Consider the following 20,030-nt stretch of genomic DNA (forward strand, 5'->3'; position numbering starts at 1 on the left):
TCATTTTACCTTAGAGCGCAGAAAATTTAGTAGTCAAGATGATCAATTAATGTTTCTTCAGACGTCGCCATAGGGTGGTTCTGCTGATCCCCAAATAATCGGCTGCTGCCTCACGGTTTTGACCGAATTTTTCCATGACCTGCTCCAGTGATTCCGGTATCAGCAACGGTGCAGGGCTTGTTGTTAAATCGGTACTGATAGCCAGTTCTGGCAAAGTTCTGCTGACAAAGCCGGGCGTCAGTGCCTGTAAGGGTTCGGCTGCCAGGAACAGGGCCAGTCTTTCCATCAGATTGCGTAATTCCCTGACATTACCCGGCCAGGTGTATTGCTGGAGAAGCGGAGCGCAGCTAGCGATTTCTGCATGCAGATTGGTATGCTGGCGTACACCCATGGCTGCCAGGGCGTGTTTCAGGCACCATTCTGCCAGTGGCAGCAAATCTTCTTGCCTGGCCCGTAAAGAGGGTAGATGCAGACGCAATACGGCAAGCCGGAAATACAAATCGGCACGAAACCTTCCTTCTTTTATCCGGGCTTCAAGATCGCAATGGGTGGCGCTGATGATGCGCACGTCCACCGGTATTGGCCGCATGCCGCCCACACGGACGACTTCACGCTCTTCCAGCACGCGCAGCAAACGGGTTTGCAGGGGCAGGGGCATTTCACCAATTTCATCGAGAAAGACCGTGCCGCGGTGAGCAGTTTCAAACAAACCCGCATGACCGCCACGTTTGGAACCGGTGAAAGCCCCTTCTTCGTAGCCGAATAATTCCGATTCCAGCAGGCTTTCAGCGATGGCACCGCAATTGACCGCCACAAAAGGCTGGCGCGCTCTTGGACTTTCCCTGTGCATGGCCTGGGCTGCCAGTTCTTTGCCAGTGCCGGTTTCACCTTGCAACAGGACAGTGGCAGGAGAACGGGCAAACAGAGCAATGGATTGCCGGGTGTTTTGCATCAGCGCTGAATCACCGCGTAAATCACTGAGGGTATGCTTGGCACGCAGTGATTCGGCAGCCGGGTGATGGCGGCCCCGAGAAGATTCCAGTCTTGTCAGTCGGGCAATTTCGAGTGCATCATCAAAAGCCTGGCGTATTGAAGCGGCAGAATACATGAAGATGCCTGTCAACCCGGCTTCTTCTGCCAGGTCAGTGATCAGGCCGGCACCGACGATAGCCTTGATGCCTGTTGCTTTCAGTTCGCTGATCTGGGCACGGGCATCTTCTTCGGTGACATAGGTGCGCTGTTCCAGCGGAAAGCCGAAGGTGTTCTTGAAATCGGCCAGCTCAGGCATGGTTTCCTGATAATTGATCAGGCCTATGGCAGGTGACACTTTACGCGCCCTCGCCAAGGCCTGCATGACATCAAAGCCGCTGGCTTTGGCGATGACGACAGGCACGGGCAAACGGTTTTTCAGGTACGCACCATTTGAACCTGCTGCAATGACAGCATCGCATTTTTCAGTCTGCAAGCGCTCGCGCAGGTATTGCGCGGCCTCTTCGAAGCCCATATGAATAGGTTCTATGTCTGCAATCCCATCATATTCAACCATGATGTCGCGGAACATATCGAACAATCGCGAAATTGAAACTGTCCAGATGACGGGTTTGTCACTACTATCTCTTGGCAAGGCAGGGTGTTTCATATTAGTTTCAATTATGTTTCAAATTTTATTTTGAAACATAATTATGAAACATTTTGCCGATAATGACTAGCGACACTCATGACTTCATCCAAGATAAGTGCTTGATTTGTATATGAATCAACAATTTTCATGGCTAGCAGCCCGGGTTGGCACGCTGATTGCAATGCGGGTAGTCAACTCTGTTCATTAACCTGAAAGAATTCACATGAGTAATTACTCCGCAGGCGCAGCCTTTCGTAAGGCCATGCAAGAAGAATCCCCTTTGCAAGTGGTAGGTGCGATTAACGCTAACCACGCTTTGCTGGCAAAACGTGCCGGTTTCAAGGCGATCTATCTTTCTGGTGGCGGTGTCGCTGCCGGTTCACTGGGCTTGCCTGATTTGGGCATTTCCAACCTTGACGATGTTCTGACCGATGTGCGCCGCATTACTGATGTTTGCGATCTGCCTTTGCTGGTCGATGTGGATACCGGCTTTGGTTCATCCGCCTTTAACGTAGCGCGCACTGTCAAATCCATGATCAAGTTTGGCGCTGCTGCCATTCATATCGAAGACCAGGTAGGAGCCAAGCGTTGCGGCCATCGCCCAGGTAAAGAGATCGTCAGCAAGCAGGAAATGGTAGACCGCGTCAAGGCAGCGGTAGATGCGCGTACCGACGACAACTTCGTCATTATGGCACGCACCGATGCATTGGCAGTTGAGGGCCTGGAAGCGGCGATAGAGCGTGCACTGGCTTGCGTAGAGGCAGGTGCTGACATGATCTTCCCGGAAGCGATTACTGAACTGGCGATGTACAAGCAATTCGCCAATGCAGTCAAAGTACCTATTCTGGCAAATATTACCGAGTTTGGTGCCACTCCTTTGTTCTCTGTTGAAGAACTGGCCGCGGTGGATGTGGGTCTGGTGCTGTACCCACTATCAGCTTTCCGTGCCATGAACAAGGCGGCAGAAAACGTCTATGGCGCGATACGCCGTGATGGTACGCAAAAGAATGTCGTCGATACCATGCAAACCCGTATGGAATTGTATGAACGCATCAATTACCACGACTTTGAGCAAAAGCTAGATGCGCTGTTTGCGCAGCAAAAAGCCAAATAAGACTAAATAGACTTTCCCGACCTTGTGCTGCATCAAGCCAGCAGACGGGAATAGCACATCTAATGTATCAATGGAGAAAAAATCATGACTGAAGCAGTTCCTTTCAAACCCAAGAAATCCGTCGCTCTGTCTGGGGTTACTGCGGGTAATACTGCCCTGTGTACCGTAGGCAAGACAGGTAATGATCTGCATTATCGCGGCTACGATATCCTGGACGTGGCGGATGCTTGCGAATTTGAAGAAATTGCCCACTTGCTGGTACATGGCAAATTGCCCACTGTTGCAGAGTTGCGTGCTTACAAGACTAAATTGAAAGCCTTGCGTGGCTTGCCAGCAAACCTGAAAGCGGCACTGGAATGGCTACCTGCTTCATCACATCCTATGGATGTCATGCGTACTGGCGTTTCTGTACTGGGTTGTGTCTTGCCAGAAAAAGACGATCACAACACTCCTGGAGCACGCGATATCGCTGACCGTCTGATGGCATCGCTGGGCTCGATGCTGCTGTACTGGTATCACTACAGCCATAATGGCAAGCGCATAGAAACCGAAACGGATGATGAATCCATAGGCGGTCATTTCCTGCATCTGCTGCACGGTGAAAAGCCAAGCGCTTCGTGGGAAAAAGCCATGCATACTTCATTGATACTGTATGCAGAGCATGAATTCAATGCATCCACTTTTACTGGCCGTGTGATTGCTGGTACGGGGTCAGACATGCATTCTGCCATCACTGGCGCGATCGGTGCCTTGCGCGGCCCTAAACATGGTGGTGCGAATGAAGTCGCGTTTGAAATCCAGAAGCGTTACGACAATCCTGATGAAGCAGAAGCGGATATCAAGAAACGCGTAGAAAACAAGGAAGTTGTCATCGGCTTCGGTCACCCTGTCTACACCATCTCTGATCCACGTAACAAGGTCATCAAAGAAGTGGCGCGCAACCTGTCTAAAGAAGCTGGGGCAATGAAGATGTTTGATATCGCCGAACGTCTGGAAACCGTGATGTGGGATATCAAGAAGATGTTCCCTAACCTGGATTGGTTCTCTGCCGTGTCCTACCACATGATGGGTGTGCCGACCGCCATGTTCACACCCTTGTTCGTGATCGCGCGTACATCGGGCTGGGCAGCACACATCATAGAACAACGTATCGATAACAAGATCATTCGTCCTAGTGCCAATTATGTAGGTCCTGAAGATCTGAAGTTTGTTCCCCTGAATAAACGTAAATAAGTTAAACCATAATTAGCAAACCAGAGGTTGCAAGATGACAGTGCAGGCAGATTTCTCAAAACTCAGCATCAGGCGCGCTGTGAAGCAGGATCTGCCGCGCCTGCTGGAACTCATCGCTGATGATGACCTGGGCAAGAACCGTGAAGGTGTGGGTTCTGACGACGCATGTTATGTCGAGGCCTTTGACCGCATAACAGCTGACGACAATCAGTTTCTGATGGTGGCCGAGATGGATGGCCGCGTCATTGCCATGCAGCAGGTAACTTTAATCCCTGGCCTGAGCCGGAAAGGTTCTACCCGCGCCATGATAGAAAGCGTGCGGGTCGATGGCTACTTGCGCGGGCAGGGCATAGGTCACTGGTTTATTGAGCAGGCCATACAGCTGGCTCGTGAACGCGGTTGTCAACTGGTACAGTTGACCAGCGACAAGAAACGACTGCAGGCACATCGCTTTTATGGCAGCCTGGGTTTTATCGCATCACATGAAGGTTTCAAATTGCAACTCTGAGTTGTTCTGCATTGCCCTGAATACCGAATACTAATATTGAAAATAGCGAGCCATGAATACTCAATTCCGCAAGCCACTACCCGGCACTACTCTGGATTACTTCGATACACGTGAAGCAGTAGATGCCATCGTAAAAGGTGCCTATGACAAGCTGCCCTACACTTCACGTGTATTGGCAGAAAATCTGGTGCGCCGTTGCGACCCGGCTATGCTGACTGATTCCCTGCGCCAGTTCATAGAACGCAAGCGCGACCTGGATTTTCCGTGGTTTCCAGCCCGTGTGGTTTGCCATGATATTCTGGGCCAGACTGCGCTGGTAGACCTGGCGGGTTTGCGCGATGCGATTGCCCTGCAAGGCGGTGACCCGGCACTGGTTAACCCCGTCGTACCTACCCAACTGGTGGTCGATCATTCACTGGCGGTTGAGTGTGGTGGTTTCGATCCCGATGCTTTCGACAAAAACCGTGCGATTGAAGACAGGCGTAATGAAGATCGCTTTGACTTCATCAACTGGACCAAAAAGGCATTCAAGAATGTCGATGTGATCCCACCCGGTAATGGCATCCTGCACCAGATCAATCTGGAACGCATGTCACCGGTCGTGCAAGTGACAGATGGGGTAGCTTATCCAGATACTCTGGTCGGTACCGACAGCCATACACCGATGGTGGATGCACTGGGTGTGATCGCAATTGGTGTCGGTGGGCTGGAAGCAGAAAGTGTCATGCTCGGCCGTGCATCGTGGATGCGTTTGCCTGACATCATTGGGGTTGAACTGACCGGCAAACCGCAAGAAGGCATCACTGCTACAGACACGGTATTGGCATTGACAGAATTCTTGCGCAATCAAAAAGTCGTGTCGTCTTACCTGGAATTTTATGGCGAAGGTGCATCACACCTGACCCTGGGTGACCGCGCCACCATTTCCAACATGGCACCAGAATTTGGTTCCACTGCGGCGATGTTCTACATCGATGAGCAAACCATCAAATACCTGAAACTCACAGGCCGTGATGATGAACTCGTCAAACTGGTAGAAACCTATGCCAAAGAAACTGGCCTGTGGGCAGATACGCTGAAGAATGCAGAATATGAACGCGTACTGAAGTTTGATCTGTCTTCCGTCGTGCGTAATATCGCTGGTCCGTCCAATCCGCACAAGCGTGTACCGACATCGGAACTGGCAGCACGCGGTATCAGTGGCACGGTTGAAAATGAACCTGGCCTGATGCCTGATGGCGCCGTCATCATCGCTGCGATTACCAGCTGCACCAATACCAATAACCCACGCAATATGGTGGCCGCCGGTTTGCTGGCGCGCAATGCCAACAAGCTGGGTCTGACTCGCAAACCCTGGGTCAAGAGTTCACTGGCCCCAGGTTCCAAGGCCGTGACTTTGTATCTGGAAGAAGCCAATCTCATGCTAGAACTGGAGCAACTGGGCTTTGGCGTGGTTGCTTACGCCTGCACATCCTGCAATGGCATGTCCGGTGCGCTTGATCCTGTCATCCAGAAAGAAATCATAGACCGTGATTTGTATGCGACGGCGGTGTTGTCGGGTAACCGCAATTTTGATGGCCGTATCCATCCGTATGCGCAACAGGCTTTCCTGGCTTCGCCACCTTTGGTAGTTGCTTATGCCATCGCGGGTACTATCCGTTTTGATATTGAGAAAGATGTGCTGGGTCTGGATGCATCTGGCAAACCAGTGACCTTGAAAGACATCTGGCCAACGGATGCAGAGATCGATACCGTGGTTGCTGCCAGCGTCAAGCCTGAACAATTCCGTAAAGTGTATATTCCCATGTTTGCCAAACAGGCAAATGATGGTGAAAAAGTCAGTCCCCTGTATGACTGGCGTCCACAGACTACCTATATCCGCCGCCCACCGTATTGGGAAGGTGCACTGGCAGGTGCGCGCAACATGAAGGGTATGCGCGCGCTGGCAGTCTTGGGTGACAACATCACGACTGACCATCTGTCACCATCGAATGCCATCATGCTCGACAGTGCTGCTGGCGAATACCTGGCTAAGATGGGTTTGCCAGAAGAAGATTTCAATTCTTATGCAACTCATCGTGGCGATCATTTGACAGCGCAACGTGCCACCTTTGCCAACCCGACCTTGAAGAATGAAATGGTCATCGTTGATGGCAAGGTCAAGGCAGGTTCATTGGCCCGCATAGAACCAGAAGGAACTATTACCCGCATGTGGGAAGCCATAGAAACCTATATGGAACGCAAGCAGCCGCTGATCGTGATTGCCGGTGCCGATTATGGTCAGGGTTCATCACGTGACTGGGCAGCCAAGGGCGTGCGCCTGGCGGGTGTAGAAGTGATAGTCGCGGAAGGTTTTGAGCGTATACATCGCACCAACCTGGTTGGCATGGGCGTCTTGCCTCTGGAATTTTTGCCGGGTGTGAACCGCCTGACGCTGAATATCGATGGCACAGAAACGTTTGACGTCATCGGTGATCGTATGCCACGCGCAACCCTGACGCTGATCATCAACCGCAAAAATGGTGAATCAGTGGCAGTGCCCGTGATGTGCCGTCTGGATACGGCAGAAGAAGTCTCAATTTATGAAGCCGGTGGCGTCTTGCAGCGTTTTGCGCAAGACTTTCTGGAGTCTGCCAAAGCTGCATAAGCTTTACTGGCACTGCTTGCAAGCGCTCCTCTTGATTGAGGCGCGCTGCCTCTGAATCAAATTTTAAAGAGTTAAAGACTATGGCCCATCTTCCACAGATCAAGATCCCGGCGACGTATATGCGCGGTGGCACCAGCAAGGGCGTGTTTTTCCGCCTTCAGGATTTACCTGCGGTTGCCCAGCAGCCGGGCGCAGCACGCGATGCCTTGCTGTTGCGTGTGATCGGCAGCCCCGACCCTTATGGCAAACAGATCGATGGCATGGGCGGTGCGACTTCCAGCACCAGCAAGACTGTCATTCTCTCAAAAAGCAGCAAGCCTGATCATGATGTTGATTACCTGTTTGGTCAGGTGGCTATAGACAAGGCCTTTGTCGATTGGAGCGGCAATTGCGGCAACCTGTCTGCGGCTGTCGGTACTTTTGCCATTAGTGCTGGTCTGGTGGATGCTGAGCGTCTCCCGCAAAACGGTATAGCCACTATCCGCGTTTGGCAGGCAAATATCAGCAAGACCATCATTGCCCATGTACCTATGACTGACGGCGCAGTGCAAGAGACGGGTGATTTTGAACTCGATGGCGTGACCTTTCCGGCAGCGGAAGTGCAACTGGAATTTATGGATCCTGCCGCTGATGAAGAGGGCGCAGGTGGTTCCATGTTCCCGACCGGTAATCTGGTCGATGATCTCGACGTGCCAGGTGTGGGTACGCTCAAAGCGACCATGATCAACGCCGGGATTCCGACCATCTTCATCAATGCAGATGCAATAGGCTATACCGGTACTGAATTGCAGGATGCCATCAATAGTGATGCCAAAGCTCTCGCCATGTTTGAAACCATACGTGCCCATGGCGCGTTGCGCATGGGCCTGATCAAGGATATCTCTGAAGCTACACAGCGCCAGCATACTCCCAAGGTAGCCTTTGTTGCCAAGGCGGTTGACTACACTTCATCCAGCGGCAAACAAGTCCAGGCAACTGATATCGATTTGCTGGTACGCGCCCTATCCATGGGTAAGCTGCACCACGCGATGATGGGCACGGCAGCCGTGGCCATCGGTACTGCGGCAGCCGTACCAGGCACGCTGGTGAATCTGGCTGCTGGCGGTGGAAAGCGCACTGCAGTGCGTTTTGGTCATCCGTCCGGAACTTTGCGGGTAGGGGCTGAGGCTACGCAAGCCAACGGCGAATGGAGTGTCACCAAGGCCATCATGAGCCGTAGCGCACGTGTACTTATGGAAGGCTGGGTACGCATACCCGGCGGCAGCTTCTGATTAGAGGCTGTTGCAAAATTAACCTGGCGTTGTTGCGCCGCCTTGCCGTACTAAAGTACTGTCTGCGTCGGCGACGCCTAGTCGGGGATACTTAGCCGGGGGCGCCTAGCCATCTTAATTTTGTAACAGCCTCTTATTTTTTAGCGAGCCTGGTAAGGCTGTAGCAAGCAAAGTCATTCAAGATAAACATATGCGATTCTCAGGTGGAAACGCCTGAGAGCAGGGCAGGCTTGCGCCCGATTTTTTTGCAAGACTGTGAATTAAAGGATAGCCATGTGGTACGCCCTCGCTGGTAGTTTGAACTCCATCTTCATATTGATCAGCCTGTACGGCATCTGGTCACAAGTGAAGATGGTCTGGGATAGAAAGGCTGCGGCGCGGACAGCCCATGAGGTGAATGGTAATGAGAGCGACAAGCCGACTGACTTGCTGTCCTTAAACCAGTTCACGGTCAGCTTCCTGGCGTATTGTGCATTCTTTGTCTATGGTTATTCCATACAGCCATTCAATCATTTCATCGTCTGGCCGAGGATGATAGCAGCGATGTTGATACTGGCTTTGTTGTGGGAAATTTATAGAGACCGACAGACCAGGCTTGCTTTTGCTTCTTCCATGATGGCGGCAGTGATCATGTTGCTGGCCTTGTCCGGGCTGATGATAAGCTGGATTTTTGGCGGAACTTTTATAGATGAAGGTCGCAGGGCTTCTCAAAGTCTGATCGTGCTGGTCACTCTATTTTTAGCTCAAGGATATGCGCATCAGATCAGCCTGATCTGGAAATCTGGTAAGACCGGTGCGATCTCTTTGAAAATGAGTCAATTCATTTTAGCCATGGATGTGACGACGATCTTTTTTGCCTTTGCCATGGGTTTGCAAACTGGTTGGCCTTTATTGTTTTTGGCGACGGTCAGTGCCATCACCAAGCTGGCCATCATGTATCTGTTTAAATGGGTTGAGCTCAGCCCTTTGGCATTCCAGCGCAGGAGTCGTATAGCGTAAGTGCTGATTGCGAAGAATACGGTTTTAGTGATAATAAAATGAAGGAGATTCTATGTCTTATGCTGCTTTTTATCAAAAATCCATACAAGAGCCAGAGGCTTTTTGGGACCAGGAAGCCAAACTCATAGACTGGCACAAACCCTATGAGCAGGTGCTTGATCACGGCAAGCCGCCATTCGCCAAATGGTATGTAGGTGGTGAAACCAATCTCTGCCATAACGCTGTCGACCGCTGGCTCGCGAGCCAGGCAGACCAGCCTGCGCTGATCGCCATTTCTACCGAAACCAATACCGAAAAAACGTATAGCTTTGCCGAGCTGCATGCAGAAGTGCAGCGCATGGCGGCGATCATGCTTGGGCTGGGTGTCAAGCAGGGCGACAGGGTCTTGATCTATATGCCCATGATCGCTGAAGCGGCATTTGCCATGCTGGCCTGCGCGCGCATAGGTGCAGTACATTCTGTGGTATTTGGAGGCTTTGCTTCCAAGAGCCTGGGTACACGTATTGATGATGCCAAACCGGTGCTGGTGGTATCGGCTGATGCAGGCATGCGTGGTGGCAAGGCTGTGCCTTATAAACCTTTATTGGATGAAGCCATCACCCTGGCTGAGCACAAGCCTGCACATGTCTTGCTGGTAGATCGCGGTCTCGATAGCATGCAACTGGTGGCCGGGCGTGACGTAGACTATGCGGCTGCAAGAGCGCAGCAGATGGATGCTCAGGTGCCTGTAACCTGGCTGGAATCGAATGCCATGTCCTATGTCTTGTATACCTCGGGTACGACAGGCAAACCCAAGGGCGTGCAGCGTGATGTTGGTGGCTATGCAGTGGCTCTGGCTTCATCAATGAAGCACATATTTTGCGGTAAGCCGGGTGAAACCTATTTTGCGACTTCAGACATAGGCTGGGTGGTCGGCCATTCTTACATCGTTTATGGCCCGCTGATTGCCGGCATGGCGACCATCATGTATGAGGGCACACCGATACGCCCCGATGCAGGCATCTGGTGGAGCATTGTTGAGAAATACAAGGTCACGCGCATGTTCTCGGCACCGACAGCGGTGCGTGTCTTGAAAAAGCATCCGTCGGAGCTGATGCGCAAATATGATCTGTCTTCACTCAAAGCCCTGTACCTGGCAGGCGAGCCGCTCGATGAAACTACGTCCAGCTGGATAGCCAATGAACTAGGTGTGTCCATTATCGATAATTACTGGCAGACAGAAACTGGCTGGCCCATCCTGACCGTGGCCCGTGGCGTGGCGCAGACCGCTACCCGTCTCGGTAGCCCGGGCATTGCCATGTATGGCTACGACGTGCGCATCATCAATGAAAACACCGGCGCTGAGTGCGCGGCAAATGAAAAAGGCGTGGTTGCCATCAAGGGACCATTGCCACCCGGTTGCATGCAAACCGTGTATGGCGATGACCAGCGCTTCGTCAATACTTACTGGTCCAATTTCTCCCACGAGCAGTTGTATTCCACCTTTGACTGGGGCATCAGGGATGCAGATGGCTATTACTTCATCCTGGGCCGTACCGACGATGTCATCAATGTCGCCGGACACAGACTGGGTACGCGCGAAATCGAGGAAAGTATTTCCAGCCACCCTCAGGTTTCTGAAGTCGCTGTGGTCGGCGTGGAAGACAAACTGAAGGGGCAGGTCGCCGTTGCCTTCGCGATCCTTAAACATCCTGAACTTGCCACGACAGCCGCACAAAAACTGGCCCTGGAAGGCGAAGTGATGGCAGTGGTTGACCGGCAGTTAGGTGGCGTTGCCCGGCCCGCACGTGTGCATTTCGTGACCTTACTGCCAAAGACCCGCTCTGGCAAGTTATTGCGCAGGTCTATACAGGCGATTTGCGAAGGTCGTGATGCGGGTGATCTGACGACCATAGAAGATCCGGCATCCTTGCAGCAGATTCGTGCGGCTTTAAGTTTGTAAATTCATTATCTCAGCAGAAAAATAAAAAGGGAGCTGAATTTGATTCAGCTCCCTTATGCATGGCTGGTGTTGAAAACTAGCCCAGCAAGGCCGCAGCAAGTGTCTGTACTTCTTCTTCCGACTCTTCCAGTATGCTGTTGAGTGTGCCGTCACCAACGACAAAATCAATCTCTGAAGAATATTGCTCTGACTCTTCCGCATAAGAGTGGATATCCATAGGTGAATGCGTGGTCGCCAGTTCATTCGCCAGCAGCAGTGTGTCGCCCAGGGTTTCTGGCGGCATGGCGCGCAGGCCAAACCACAGCGCTTCAACAGCCTCTACCACCGCCTGCGGTAATTTCAGACTCTTGATGACGGCGCTGCCGATTTGTGCCTCTGATGATTCACGATCGATAATGGTGTCTGAAAACGATGGCAAATCATCCACATCTGAATCAGGGGCTGGCAGGTCGCGCTCTATCAGCGATGGAAATTCATCCACACGTGACAGCAAATAAAAATTACCGACTTCATGCACGATGCCGGCAAACATTGCCGTATCAGGGTCGAGCTTGGTGATGCGGCGCGCAATCACCCGCGACAGGGCAGCAACCTGGGCCGTATGTTCCCATAGCTTGTTGGTCATGACCTGCAATTGCTTGTTCTTGCTGGTGCCAGCCAACTGGCGTACGACCAGAGAGGCAACGATGGCACGCAAGGTACGAAAACCGAGGCGGCTAATGGCCGCCTTGACATTGGTGACATCATTACCACGGTTATAAGCGGCAGAATTGGCGATGGCAACCATGCGGGCAGCCAGAAATGGCTCATTCAGGACCAGTTTGGTCGCCGTATCGATACTGCAATCCGGGTCATCCAGTGTCTGTTGAATTTTGAGGGAAGCCGCAACATTGGTGGGGAAAACCAGCTCACCCCGTTTGGCTTGTTCAGCTATGCTGTTGAGTGCATCGATTTTATTCATCGCAGATGTCTTTTGCACAAGTTAAACAAACATTGAATTAGGTGTTATTGATTCAGCCCATCCTGTCAGGATGGGCTGAATCAGACACCAACTTGATATTCATTCATTGCTAAAATTGATAGAAACCGCCTATATGATTTCATTCTGCTTCAGTTAGTGATGCAGGTCAATCAAGCAATGAAAAATAAATGCAATCTTTGCTAATTCGTCTTTTGGCTGGCAATCCAATGGTCTACTTTTGTCTCCAATAATGCCAGGGGCAAGGTGCCATCGCGCAGTATCACGTCATGGAACTGGCGCAAATCAAAGCGTTGCCCTAAAGCTGCTGATGCTCTCTGACGCAACTCCATGATTTTCAATGAACCTATCTTGTAACCCAGCGCCTGACCAGGCCAGGCCATATAACGCTCGGTTGCCTGTCTGGCACCTGCCTCGTTATAGCCCAAAGTTGCCTGTTGATACTGTATTGCCTGTTCACGTGTCCACCCTTTGCTGTGCAAACCGGTGTCTACGACCAGTCGGGTGGCGCGCAAGAGTTCATCGGTCAGGTGACCGAGATAGGCATTCGGGTCGTTTTCAAACAGGCCCATTTCCCTTCCCAGGGTTTCTGCATATAAAGCCCATCCCTCGGTATAAGCATTATTGCCGCCGAATTTGCGGAACTTAGGGATATTGAGTTCTTGCGATGTTGCTAAATGGAAATGGTGCCCCGGTTGTCCTTCATGCAGGTACAGGGTTTTCATACCGGTAGTGCTGTAGTCTGCCGGATTGTTGATGACTGCCCAGAACACGCCAGGCCGTGAACCATCGAAAGCCGGTTGGGTGTAATGATCAGATGCGGTTTGCCGGCTGATTTCGGGCTCGGCACGAATCTCCAAAGCAGCTTTGGGTGTCTTGCTGAATAATTCAGGCAATTTCGCGGTGACCAGCTTTTCTATCTGGCGATAGCCATCCAGTACCTCAGCTTCAGTCTTGTATGGACGGTACTGGCTTTGCGTATCTATCCAGGCTGGCAAACCTGCAGGCTCACCCTGGTACCCGAGTTTGGGGCCCAGTGCGATGAATTCACTTTGTATGCGGGCGACTTCTTTCAAGCCGATGGCATGTATCTGCTCAGGCGTGAGACTGGTGGTCGTCTGGTTGCGTACCCAGGCCCGATACCAGGTGTCGCCATTCGGCAGGGCACTCCATCCACTGCTGCCGCGACTGGCTTCCAGATAGTCATGCGTCAGGAATTGATTGAATTGGCGTAACGCTGGCAAGAGTTTGACAGTAATGATACGTTGATAATCGCGGCTTAAACGCTGTTTGTCTGCGGCAGAAAAGCTGTCAGGAAAATTTTTGACGGGCGCGTAATAAGCCTGGTCTTCTGCTGTTTCCGTGACCAGCTGGGCATATTGAGGCAGGGCGGAGGTGACCAGCGCCTTTGGCAATACGATGCCGCGCTTCATACCTTCCCGCATATTCACTATGGCTTGGGTCAGCCAAGCGGGCAATTGCGTCAGACGGCGCAAGAAAATTTCGTATTGCTTGACGGTTTTCAGGGGTTGGGCGCTTTGGCCCGAGGCAAAATGGGCAAGGGTAACAGGCAAGCCATCCATCTGATTGATGGGAAGCAGGTGGTCGTCAAACTTTGCCATTTCCAGGCTGGCCTGCAACTCATAGTCCAGGCAGTCATAAGTTATTGTATCTGTAGCAGATAATTGCGCGCGCTTGATACTTGCCAGTTTCAAGGCAGTTTCTTTCCACATGGCGACTTGCCTGGCTTTAACTGCTGGTGCAAGAGTCATCGGCAGTTTATCGTCATAACGGGTATCGCCGTTATAACTGGCACCTATGGGATCGAACGCCGTCTGTTTTTCATAATAGGCATCCGCCAGTTTATTCAGGCGTGCGCCTGCCTGCGCATCTGCCCTGGTCAATTGCGCATTGTTCACTTTCTGCGCTTGGTGTGTCGCAGTGCTGGCTGGCGATGCCATGACGGCCGCAGTACTCAGCAGACCAATTGAAATCAGTAAAAGTGGTAGAGAGCGCAATTTGCTCATGTGAACGTCCCGGAAAAATGTTTGAATTGAAAAGACAATTTGCAAGCATACCATTTCGCTGATGGTGTGCTCATACTATGAAGTCAGCATGAATAGACAATCTGACTGCAAGCAGGTTCCCTGGGTGCTGATTGAGAGTCAAGAATTTGTGCGTCGCCAGATATAAGCAGGTAAAGCTTTTGAAAGTTCAGCCGTTACCAAGTTAGTTCTGGAAAATCCTGATGGGGTGGCGCTTCCCTGGTGCCGCCTGCTGCTTCATTGTGCTCATGATTTTTGCGGACGACATCAATTGCCGGGCACTCGCTTTCCAGCAGTCTCGATAATGTTGGATTGTGTTTTAATTTGCTAGCCCACAGGCTGGAGCATGTCATGAAAATCGCCTCTTCGGATATATCCCTTTCATCTAGCCATATCGCCACGAGCAAGTCAGAGACGCAGGAAAGCCTGCGTGCCTGGAAAGGTGATCAGCGTCCGGATTTTGAAGGTCGCAACCTGGGCAGTGTCTCCAGCAATGTACAGATTTCTGATGCCGCGCGAGCGGTTCAGGCCAGCTCTGTTGATGCGACATCATCTGCGAAAAGTGTGGATGATGTATCCGACAATGATCCGCGCGTTCAGCTCATCAAATACATTATTGAGTTGATGACCGGTAAAAAGATACATCTCTTAAGCAGTTCCGATCTGCATACTGATGCAGAATCCGGCGCAGACAATACCCCGGCTGCCAGTGCACCTGCGCAGGCTGCTCCTGCGCAAAAGGCAGGTTGGGGAGTGGAAATCGATAGCCAGCATTCTTATACCGAAACCGAGCAAACTTCATTTCAGTCCATTGGGCGCATCGTCACTGCCGATAATCAGGAAATCAATTTTAATCTGTCGTTTGAACTGAACCGCAGCTATCACGAAGAAAGCACTAGCAATATTCGTCTGGGCGATGGCAAGAAAGTCGATCCACTGGTGCTGAATTTTTCCGGCAACCCTACCCAGCTGAGTTCACAGAAATTTTCTTTTGATCTCAATGCTGACGGTACCAAGGAAAATATTTCATTTGTACAGGGTGCAGGTTTTCTTGCGCTGGATAAGAACAATGACGGCAAAATCAACAATGGCAGCGAGTTGTTCGGGCCGGGGACGGGTAACGGTTTTGCTGAACTGGCGGCCTATGACACCGATGGCAATAACTGGATAGATGAAAATGATGCGATCTATCAGAAGTTGAAAGTATGGACCAAGGACGCGACGGGAAAAGATCAGTTGCAGACACTGAAACAGGCCAATGTAGGTGCGCTGTTTTTAGGGAATGCCGATACCCCCTTCGCCTTGAAAAATGCGCAAAACGTCAGTAATGGTCAAATTCGTTCATCAGGTCTCTGGCTGACTGAAGATGGCAAGGCACAGAGTTTGCAGCAGATAGATTTGTCGGTGTAATCAAGCTGCCATCCACCGGGATAAGTTGGGTGGCAAGCTTATACTGCTGCATAGCCATAGCTATGCAGCAAACTTAAAACTCTTCCCAGTCCGATCCCGCGCCTTCTGTGGGCTTTTCTACAGAAGATTTTTTCAAGTTGCTGCCGTTGCTGCTATTTTTGCTATTACTACTGGCATTGCTAGTAGTTGGTCTGGCAGGTGCCTTGCTGATTTTTAAGGTGTTGCCTGCAGGTTTGGGCTGTGCTGGCCTTGCTTTGCTGACAGGGGCGGGCGCTGGTGTTTTTGCTGTAATGTCGAGTTTAAATACACTGACTGCCTGCGCCAGTGCACCTGCCTGTTCCTGCATGCTCTCTGCCGCCGCAGCTGCCTCTTCGACCAGGGCAGAATTTTGCTGCGTCATTTCATCCATATGTGAAATGGCGAGATTAACCTGTTCTATACCAGCGCTTTGCTCCTGGCTGGCGGCAGTAATTTCACTCATGATATCTGCAACATGCTTGATGGAAGTCACTATCTCGTCCATGGTCATGCCGGCTTCATCAACGAGCTTATTACCCAGATTGACTTTTTCTACCGAATCATCGATCAGGGACTTGATTTCTTTCGCTGCGCTCGCGCTGCGCTGGGCAAGGTTCCTGACCTCAGCGGCCACTACCGCAAAGCCACGTCCCTGTTCGCCTGCACGTGCGGCTTCCACTGCGGCATTCAGCGCAAGGATATTGGTCTGGAAGGCAATTCCATCTATGACGCCGATAATATCGACGATCTTGCCTGAACTGTCCTTGATCGAACCCATGGTGGTGACGACCTGCCCAACAATATGCCCACCCTTGGTGGCGACTTCAGAAGCTGAAATTGCCAACTGATTGGCTTGCCTGGCATTGTCTGCATTTTGCTTCACTGTGGATGTCAGTTCTTCCATCGAAGAGGCTGTTTCTTCCAGCGAACTGGCCTGGGATTCAGTGCGGCTTGACAAGTCAGCATTGCCAGCGGCAATTTCGCTGGAGGCGGTTGAAATCATGCCGGTGCTGTTGTGCACCTGGCTGATGGTCATGACCAGGCTATTGTTCATATCGGCCAGCGCACTCAGTAACTGCCCGGTTTCATCGCGTGAGCGGACTTCTATCTTGCCAGTCAGGTCACCATTGGCGACACGGGTAGCGACTTTAACAGCGGCATCAAGCGGTACAGTGATAGAGCGCGCGATCCAGGTTGCCACTGCGGTACTGAGAGCCAATGCGATCAAACCCAGTACCACCATCAGGTTACGGGAAAACATGATGATATTCTTGATTTCCTCGCCGTTGGCCGCCATGTCAGATTTTTGCATGTCACTGAGGAAGGTGATATCGGTCAGCGATTGCTTCAGCGCGGGGAACGTCGCTTTGCCCATCATGGCGATGGCTTCGTCTTTTTGATCAAGTTCGATCAAATCCCCGGTTTTGCTGAAGGCGACAACAAAGGCTGCATTGGACGCAACCAGTTTTTCGACAGCATCCTTTTCTTTCGGGGATTGTGCCAATTTCTTGAGTGTATCCAGTAAAGCCGTTATTTTCTTTTTATTGGTGTCAATGGAGGCGTATTGCTTTGATCTTGCGTTCTGATCCGGTGTTATGAATAATTCTACTGTGCGGCTGCCATTTTCCTGTATCAGAGCTGAAATCTCCAGGGCACTGGCTACACCCACTGCATCGTTTTCCAGGATTTGCCTGTTGCGGTCAGCGATTTCATTGAGTCGTATGACACTGATGGAAACCATCACCAACATCGTCAATAAAGTAAGGCCAAAGCCAAAGCTCAGGCGCACTCTGATTTTCAAATTACTGAAGTTCATGGTAATGATCCCTGTATAAATCAGTTCGATAGGTGGAGACTGTTACTTTTGAGGATACCTAAATTTCCGGCTATTCGGTATGGAAATTTACATTTATCCAGACCCGTTGTCGGTTTCCCGACAATTTCCAGTTTGCCTTCATGTAAAATCACCAATAACTTAAAAATATAGAGTATTTATGAAGCTTGCAACATTAAAAGATGGTTCCAGGGACGGCCAATTGCTGGTTGTTTCACGCGACCTGAAAACAGCCTGTATTGCTGATGCCATCGCGCCAACTTTACAACGTGCGCTCGATGACTGGAATTTCATCCATCCCCAACTGGATGACTTGTATCACCGCCTGAACGCCGGGCGTGCCGCCAACAGTTTTGACTTTGAAGCGAAAAATTGCATGGCCCCCTTGCCACGGGCATTTCAATGGGCTGACGGCTCATCTTACGTCAATCATGTGGAATTGGTGCGCAAGGCAAGAAATGCCGAAATGCCTGAGAGCTTCTGGCATGATCCCCTGATGTATCAAGGGGGGAGTGATGACTTTATCGGCCCACAAGACGATATTGTCATGCAGTCAGAAGAATGGGGTATCGATTTCGAGAGTGAAATAGCCGTGATCACCGGTGATGTGCCTATGGGTGTCAAGGTACAGCATGCGGGTGACCATCTACGCCTGCTGATGCTGGTCAATGATGTGTCCTTGCGTAACCTGATACCGGCAGAGCTGTCCAAGGGTTTTGGCTTTTTCCAGTCAAAACCGGCATCCAGTTTTTCCCCTGTGGCAGTCACGCCAGATGAACTGGGCGATGCCTGGAAAGACGGTAAAGTGCATTTGCCTTTGCGTTCCAGCGTCAACAATATGCTGGTAGGGCAACCCAATGCAGGCGTGGACATGGTGTTTTCTTTCGCGCAATTGCTGACGCACTTGTGTAAAACACGAAACGCCCGTGCTGGCACCATTATAGGATCAGGCACAGTATCAAACAAGGACGCCAGCAAGGGTTACAGCTGCATCGCAGAAAAACGCGCCCTGGAGATGATTGCTGTCGGTGAGCCCGTGACGCCGTATATGAAATTTGGTGACAGCATCAAGATAGAAATGCTGGACAAGAATGGCAAGTCGATTTTTGGAGCGATAGAGCAAAGCGTGGTCGAGCATCACAGCTAGATCTGCTTCATCAGGCCAGGTCGGGCATGTTTAAAAATGAAGGGAATTGTATGACGCGTGTGTATTCTTGTTCTTTGCGCGCAGCCATACTGGCTGCCATGGCGGTAGCATGTGCCACGACGGCGCAGGCGCAAATCAGGATAGGCGTTAATTTGTCTACGACTGGGCCGGCTGCCGCGATAGGCTCTTCTTCAAAAAATGCCATTTTGCTGTGGCCCAAAGAAATCGCGGGCAAAAAAGTTGAGTACATCATCCTGGATGACGCGACCGACCCCGGCAATGCAGTCAAAAATGTACGCAAGCTGACCACGGAAGAAAAGGTCGATATTATTGTTGGCCCCAATACCACGCCCAATGCGCTGGCCTTGCTGGAGACTGTGGCTGAGACAGAAACGCCGATGGTGGCCCTGGCCGCTTCTGCCAGCATCGTTGAACCTATGGATGCAAAGCGCGCATGGGTATTCAAGATGCCGCAAAATGATACGCACATGACCACCATATTGACGCAGCACATGGCTGATCATGGCGTGAAGACGGTTGCCTTTATTGGGTTTGCCGATGCCTATGGCGAAGGCTGGTGGCGTGAATTTTCCAAGCTGGCTGAGCTGCGGCATATCAGGATCGTCGCCAATGAACGTTATGCGCGTACAGATACCAGCGTGACCGGCCAGGTCTTGAAAATGATGGCAGCCAAACCCGATGCGGTGTTGATTGCCGGTTCTGGCAGCCCGGCGGTGTTACCGCAAAAAACCTTGATAGAGCGTGGCTACAAATCACAGATTTACCAGACCCACGGCATTGCCAGTCTTGAATTCTTGAAGCTGGGTGGCAAGGATGTAGAAAATACCTTATTCCCCACCGGACCAGCCGTGGTCGCCAGGCAATTGCCGGAAAAGAATGCAGTGAAAAAAGTCTCTGCTGATTTTGTTCAGAAATATGAAGCTGCTTACGGCGCCAATACCATTACTCAGTTTGCTGGCGATGCCTGGGGTGCGTATATGCTGATTGCCAATGCAGTGCCGGTGGCGTTGAAGTCAGCACAGCCAGGTAGCAAAGCCTTTCGCCTGGCCTTGCGTGCAGCAATCGAAAACACCAGGGAACTGGTTGTGCCCCAGGGCATCATCAATATGAGTGCGACCGACCATGTGGGGCTGGACCAGCGTTCACGCGTCATGGGTAAAATTGAGGGCGGCAAGTTTGTCTATGCATATGGCGGATAAAAATCAGCTTCAGCCATACACTTGATCACCGTTTCCTTAGAG

At 51.3% G+C, this 20,030-nt stretch carries 14 protein-coding genes; 10 read left to right on the forward strand and 4 right to left on the reverse strand.

The window, feature by feature from the left end:
- Positions 1 to 46 precede the first annotated feature (46 nt).
- Positions 47 to 1,639, reverse strand: coding sequence for a propionate catabolism operon regulatory protein PrpR (gene prpR, locus ACO0LH_RS19975; protein ID WP_422942898.1), 1,593 nt, complete (start codon positions 1,637 to 1,639; stop codon positions 47 to 49).
- 205 nt (positions 1,640 to 1,844) lie between these two features.
- Here prpR and prpB point away from each other — a divergent pair, with 205 nt between their 5' ends.
- The 7 genes from prpB (at position 1,845) to ACO0LH_RS20010 (ending at position 11,335) form a co-directional block, all read left to right on the forward strand.
- Positions 1,845 to 2,735, forward strand: coding sequence for a methylisocitrate lyase (gene prpB, locus ACO0LH_RS19980; RefSeq protein WP_422942899.1), 891 nt, complete (start codon positions 1,845 to 1,847; stop codon positions 2,733 to 2,735).
- 84 nt (positions 2,736 to 2,819) lie between these two features.
- Positions 2,820 to 3,968, forward strand: a complete 1,149-nt coding sequence (gene prpC / locus ACO0LH_RS19985) for a bifunctional 2-methylcitrate synthase/citrate synthase (RefSeq protein ID WP_422942900.1) — start codon at positions 2,820 to 2,822, stop codon at positions 3,966 to 3,968.
- 34 nt (positions 3,969 to 4,002) lie between these two features.
- The gene (locus ACO0LH_RS19990) at positions 4,003 to 4,476 is read left to right on the forward strand and encodes a GNAT family N-acetyltransferase (RefSeq protein WP_422942901.1); all 474 of its coding nucleotides are present in this window, start codon (positions 4,003 to 4,005) and stop codon (positions 4,474 to 4,476) included.
- A 52-nt stretch (positions 4,477 to 4,528) separates the two neighbouring features.
- Positions 4,529 to 7,123, forward strand: a complete 2,595-nt coding sequence (gene acnD, locus ACO0LH_RS19995) for a Fe/S-dependent 2-methylisocitrate dehydratase AcnD (protein ID WP_422942902.1) — start codon at positions 4,529 to 4,531, stop codon at positions 7,121 to 7,123.
- A gap of 80 nt (positions 7,124 to 7,203) precedes the next feature.
- Entirely contained in the window at positions 7,204 to 8,394 is a 1,191-nt protein-coding gene (gene prpF / locus ACO0LH_RS20000; RefSeq protein WP_422942903.1) for a 2-methylaconitate cis-trans isomerase PrpF, read from the forward strand.
- Between the two features lie 273 nt (positions 8,395 to 8,667).
- On the forward strand, positions 8,668 to 9,393 hold the full coding sequence (locus tag ACO0LH_RS20005; protein WP_422942904.1) for a hypothetical protein: 726 nt from the start codon (positions 8,668 to 8,670) through the stop codon (positions 9,391 to 9,393).
- Between the two features lie 52 nt (positions 9,394 to 9,445).
- Positions 9,446 to 11,335 carry a propionate--CoA ligase gene (locus ACO0LH_RS20010; protein WP_422942905.1) on the forward strand — a complete coding sequence of 630 codons (1,890 nt, stop codon included), beginning with the start codon at positions 9,446 to 9,448 and terminating at the stop codon, positions 11,333 to 11,335.
- 76 nt (positions 11,336 to 11,411) lie between these two features.
- Here the strand turns inward: ACO0LH_RS20010 and ACO0LH_RS20015 are convergent, their stop codons facing one another.
- Both ACO0LH_RS20015 and ACO0LH_RS20020 read right to left on the reverse strand, forming a co-directional pair.
- Positions 11,412 to 12,296, reverse strand: a complete 885-nt coding sequence (locus tag ACO0LH_RS20015; protein ID WP_422942906.1) for an HDOD domain-containing protein — start codon at positions 12,294 to 12,296, stop codon at positions 11,412 to 11,414.
- Positions 12,297 to 12,496: 200 nt separating this feature from the next.
- Positions 12,497 to 14,341, reverse strand: a complete 1,845-nt coding sequence (locus tag ACO0LH_RS20020; protein WP_422942907.1) for a DUF885 domain-containing protein — start codon at positions 14,339 to 14,341, stop codon at positions 12,497 to 12,499.
- A 369-nt stretch (positions 14,342 to 14,710) separates the two neighbouring features.
- Here ACO0LH_RS20020 and ACO0LH_RS20025 point away from each other — a divergent pair, with 369 nt between their 5' ends.
- Positions 14,711 to 15,769: a hypothetical protein gene (locus tag ACO0LH_RS20025; RefSeq protein ID WP_422942908.1), complete on the forward strand. Its 1,059-nt coding sequence runs from the start codon at positions 14,711 to 14,713 to the stop codon at positions 15,767 to 15,769.
- A gap of 73 nt (positions 15,770 to 15,842) precedes the next feature.
- On the opposite strand, the gene ACO0LH_RS20030 is transcribed toward ACO0LH_RS20025, so the two are convergent.
- A complete protein-coding gene (locus ACO0LH_RS20030) occupies positions 15,843 to 17,603 on the reverse strand; it encodes a methyl-accepting chemotaxis protein (RefSeq protein ID WP_422942909.1) in 1,761 nt (586 codons plus the stop codon).
- Positions 17,604 to 17,781: 178 nt separating this feature from the next.
- Here ACO0LH_RS20030 and ACO0LH_RS20035 point away from each other — a divergent pair, with 178 nt between their 5' ends.
- Both ACO0LH_RS20035 and ACO0LH_RS20040 read left to right on the forward strand, forming a co-directional pair.
- Positions 17,782 to 18,768, forward strand: a complete 987-nt coding sequence (locus ACO0LH_RS20035) for a fumarylacetoacetate hydrolase family protein (RefSeq protein ID WP_422942910.1) — start codon at positions 17,782 to 17,784, stop codon at positions 18,766 to 18,768.
- Positions 18,769 to 18,818: 50 nt separating this feature from the next.
- Positions 18,819 to 19,988, forward strand: a complete 1,170-nt coding sequence (locus ACO0LH_RS20040; protein ID WP_422942911.1) for an ABC transporter substrate-binding protein — start codon at positions 18,819 to 18,821, stop codon at positions 19,986 to 19,988.
- Positions 19,989 to 20,030 lie beyond the last annotated feature (42 nt).

The sequence above is a fragment of the Undibacterium sp. TJN19 genome, assembly GCF_049339485.1.
Taxonomy (GTDB): domain Bacteria; phylum Pseudomonadota; class Gammaproteobacteria; order Burkholderiales; family Burkholderiaceae_D; genus Undibacterium.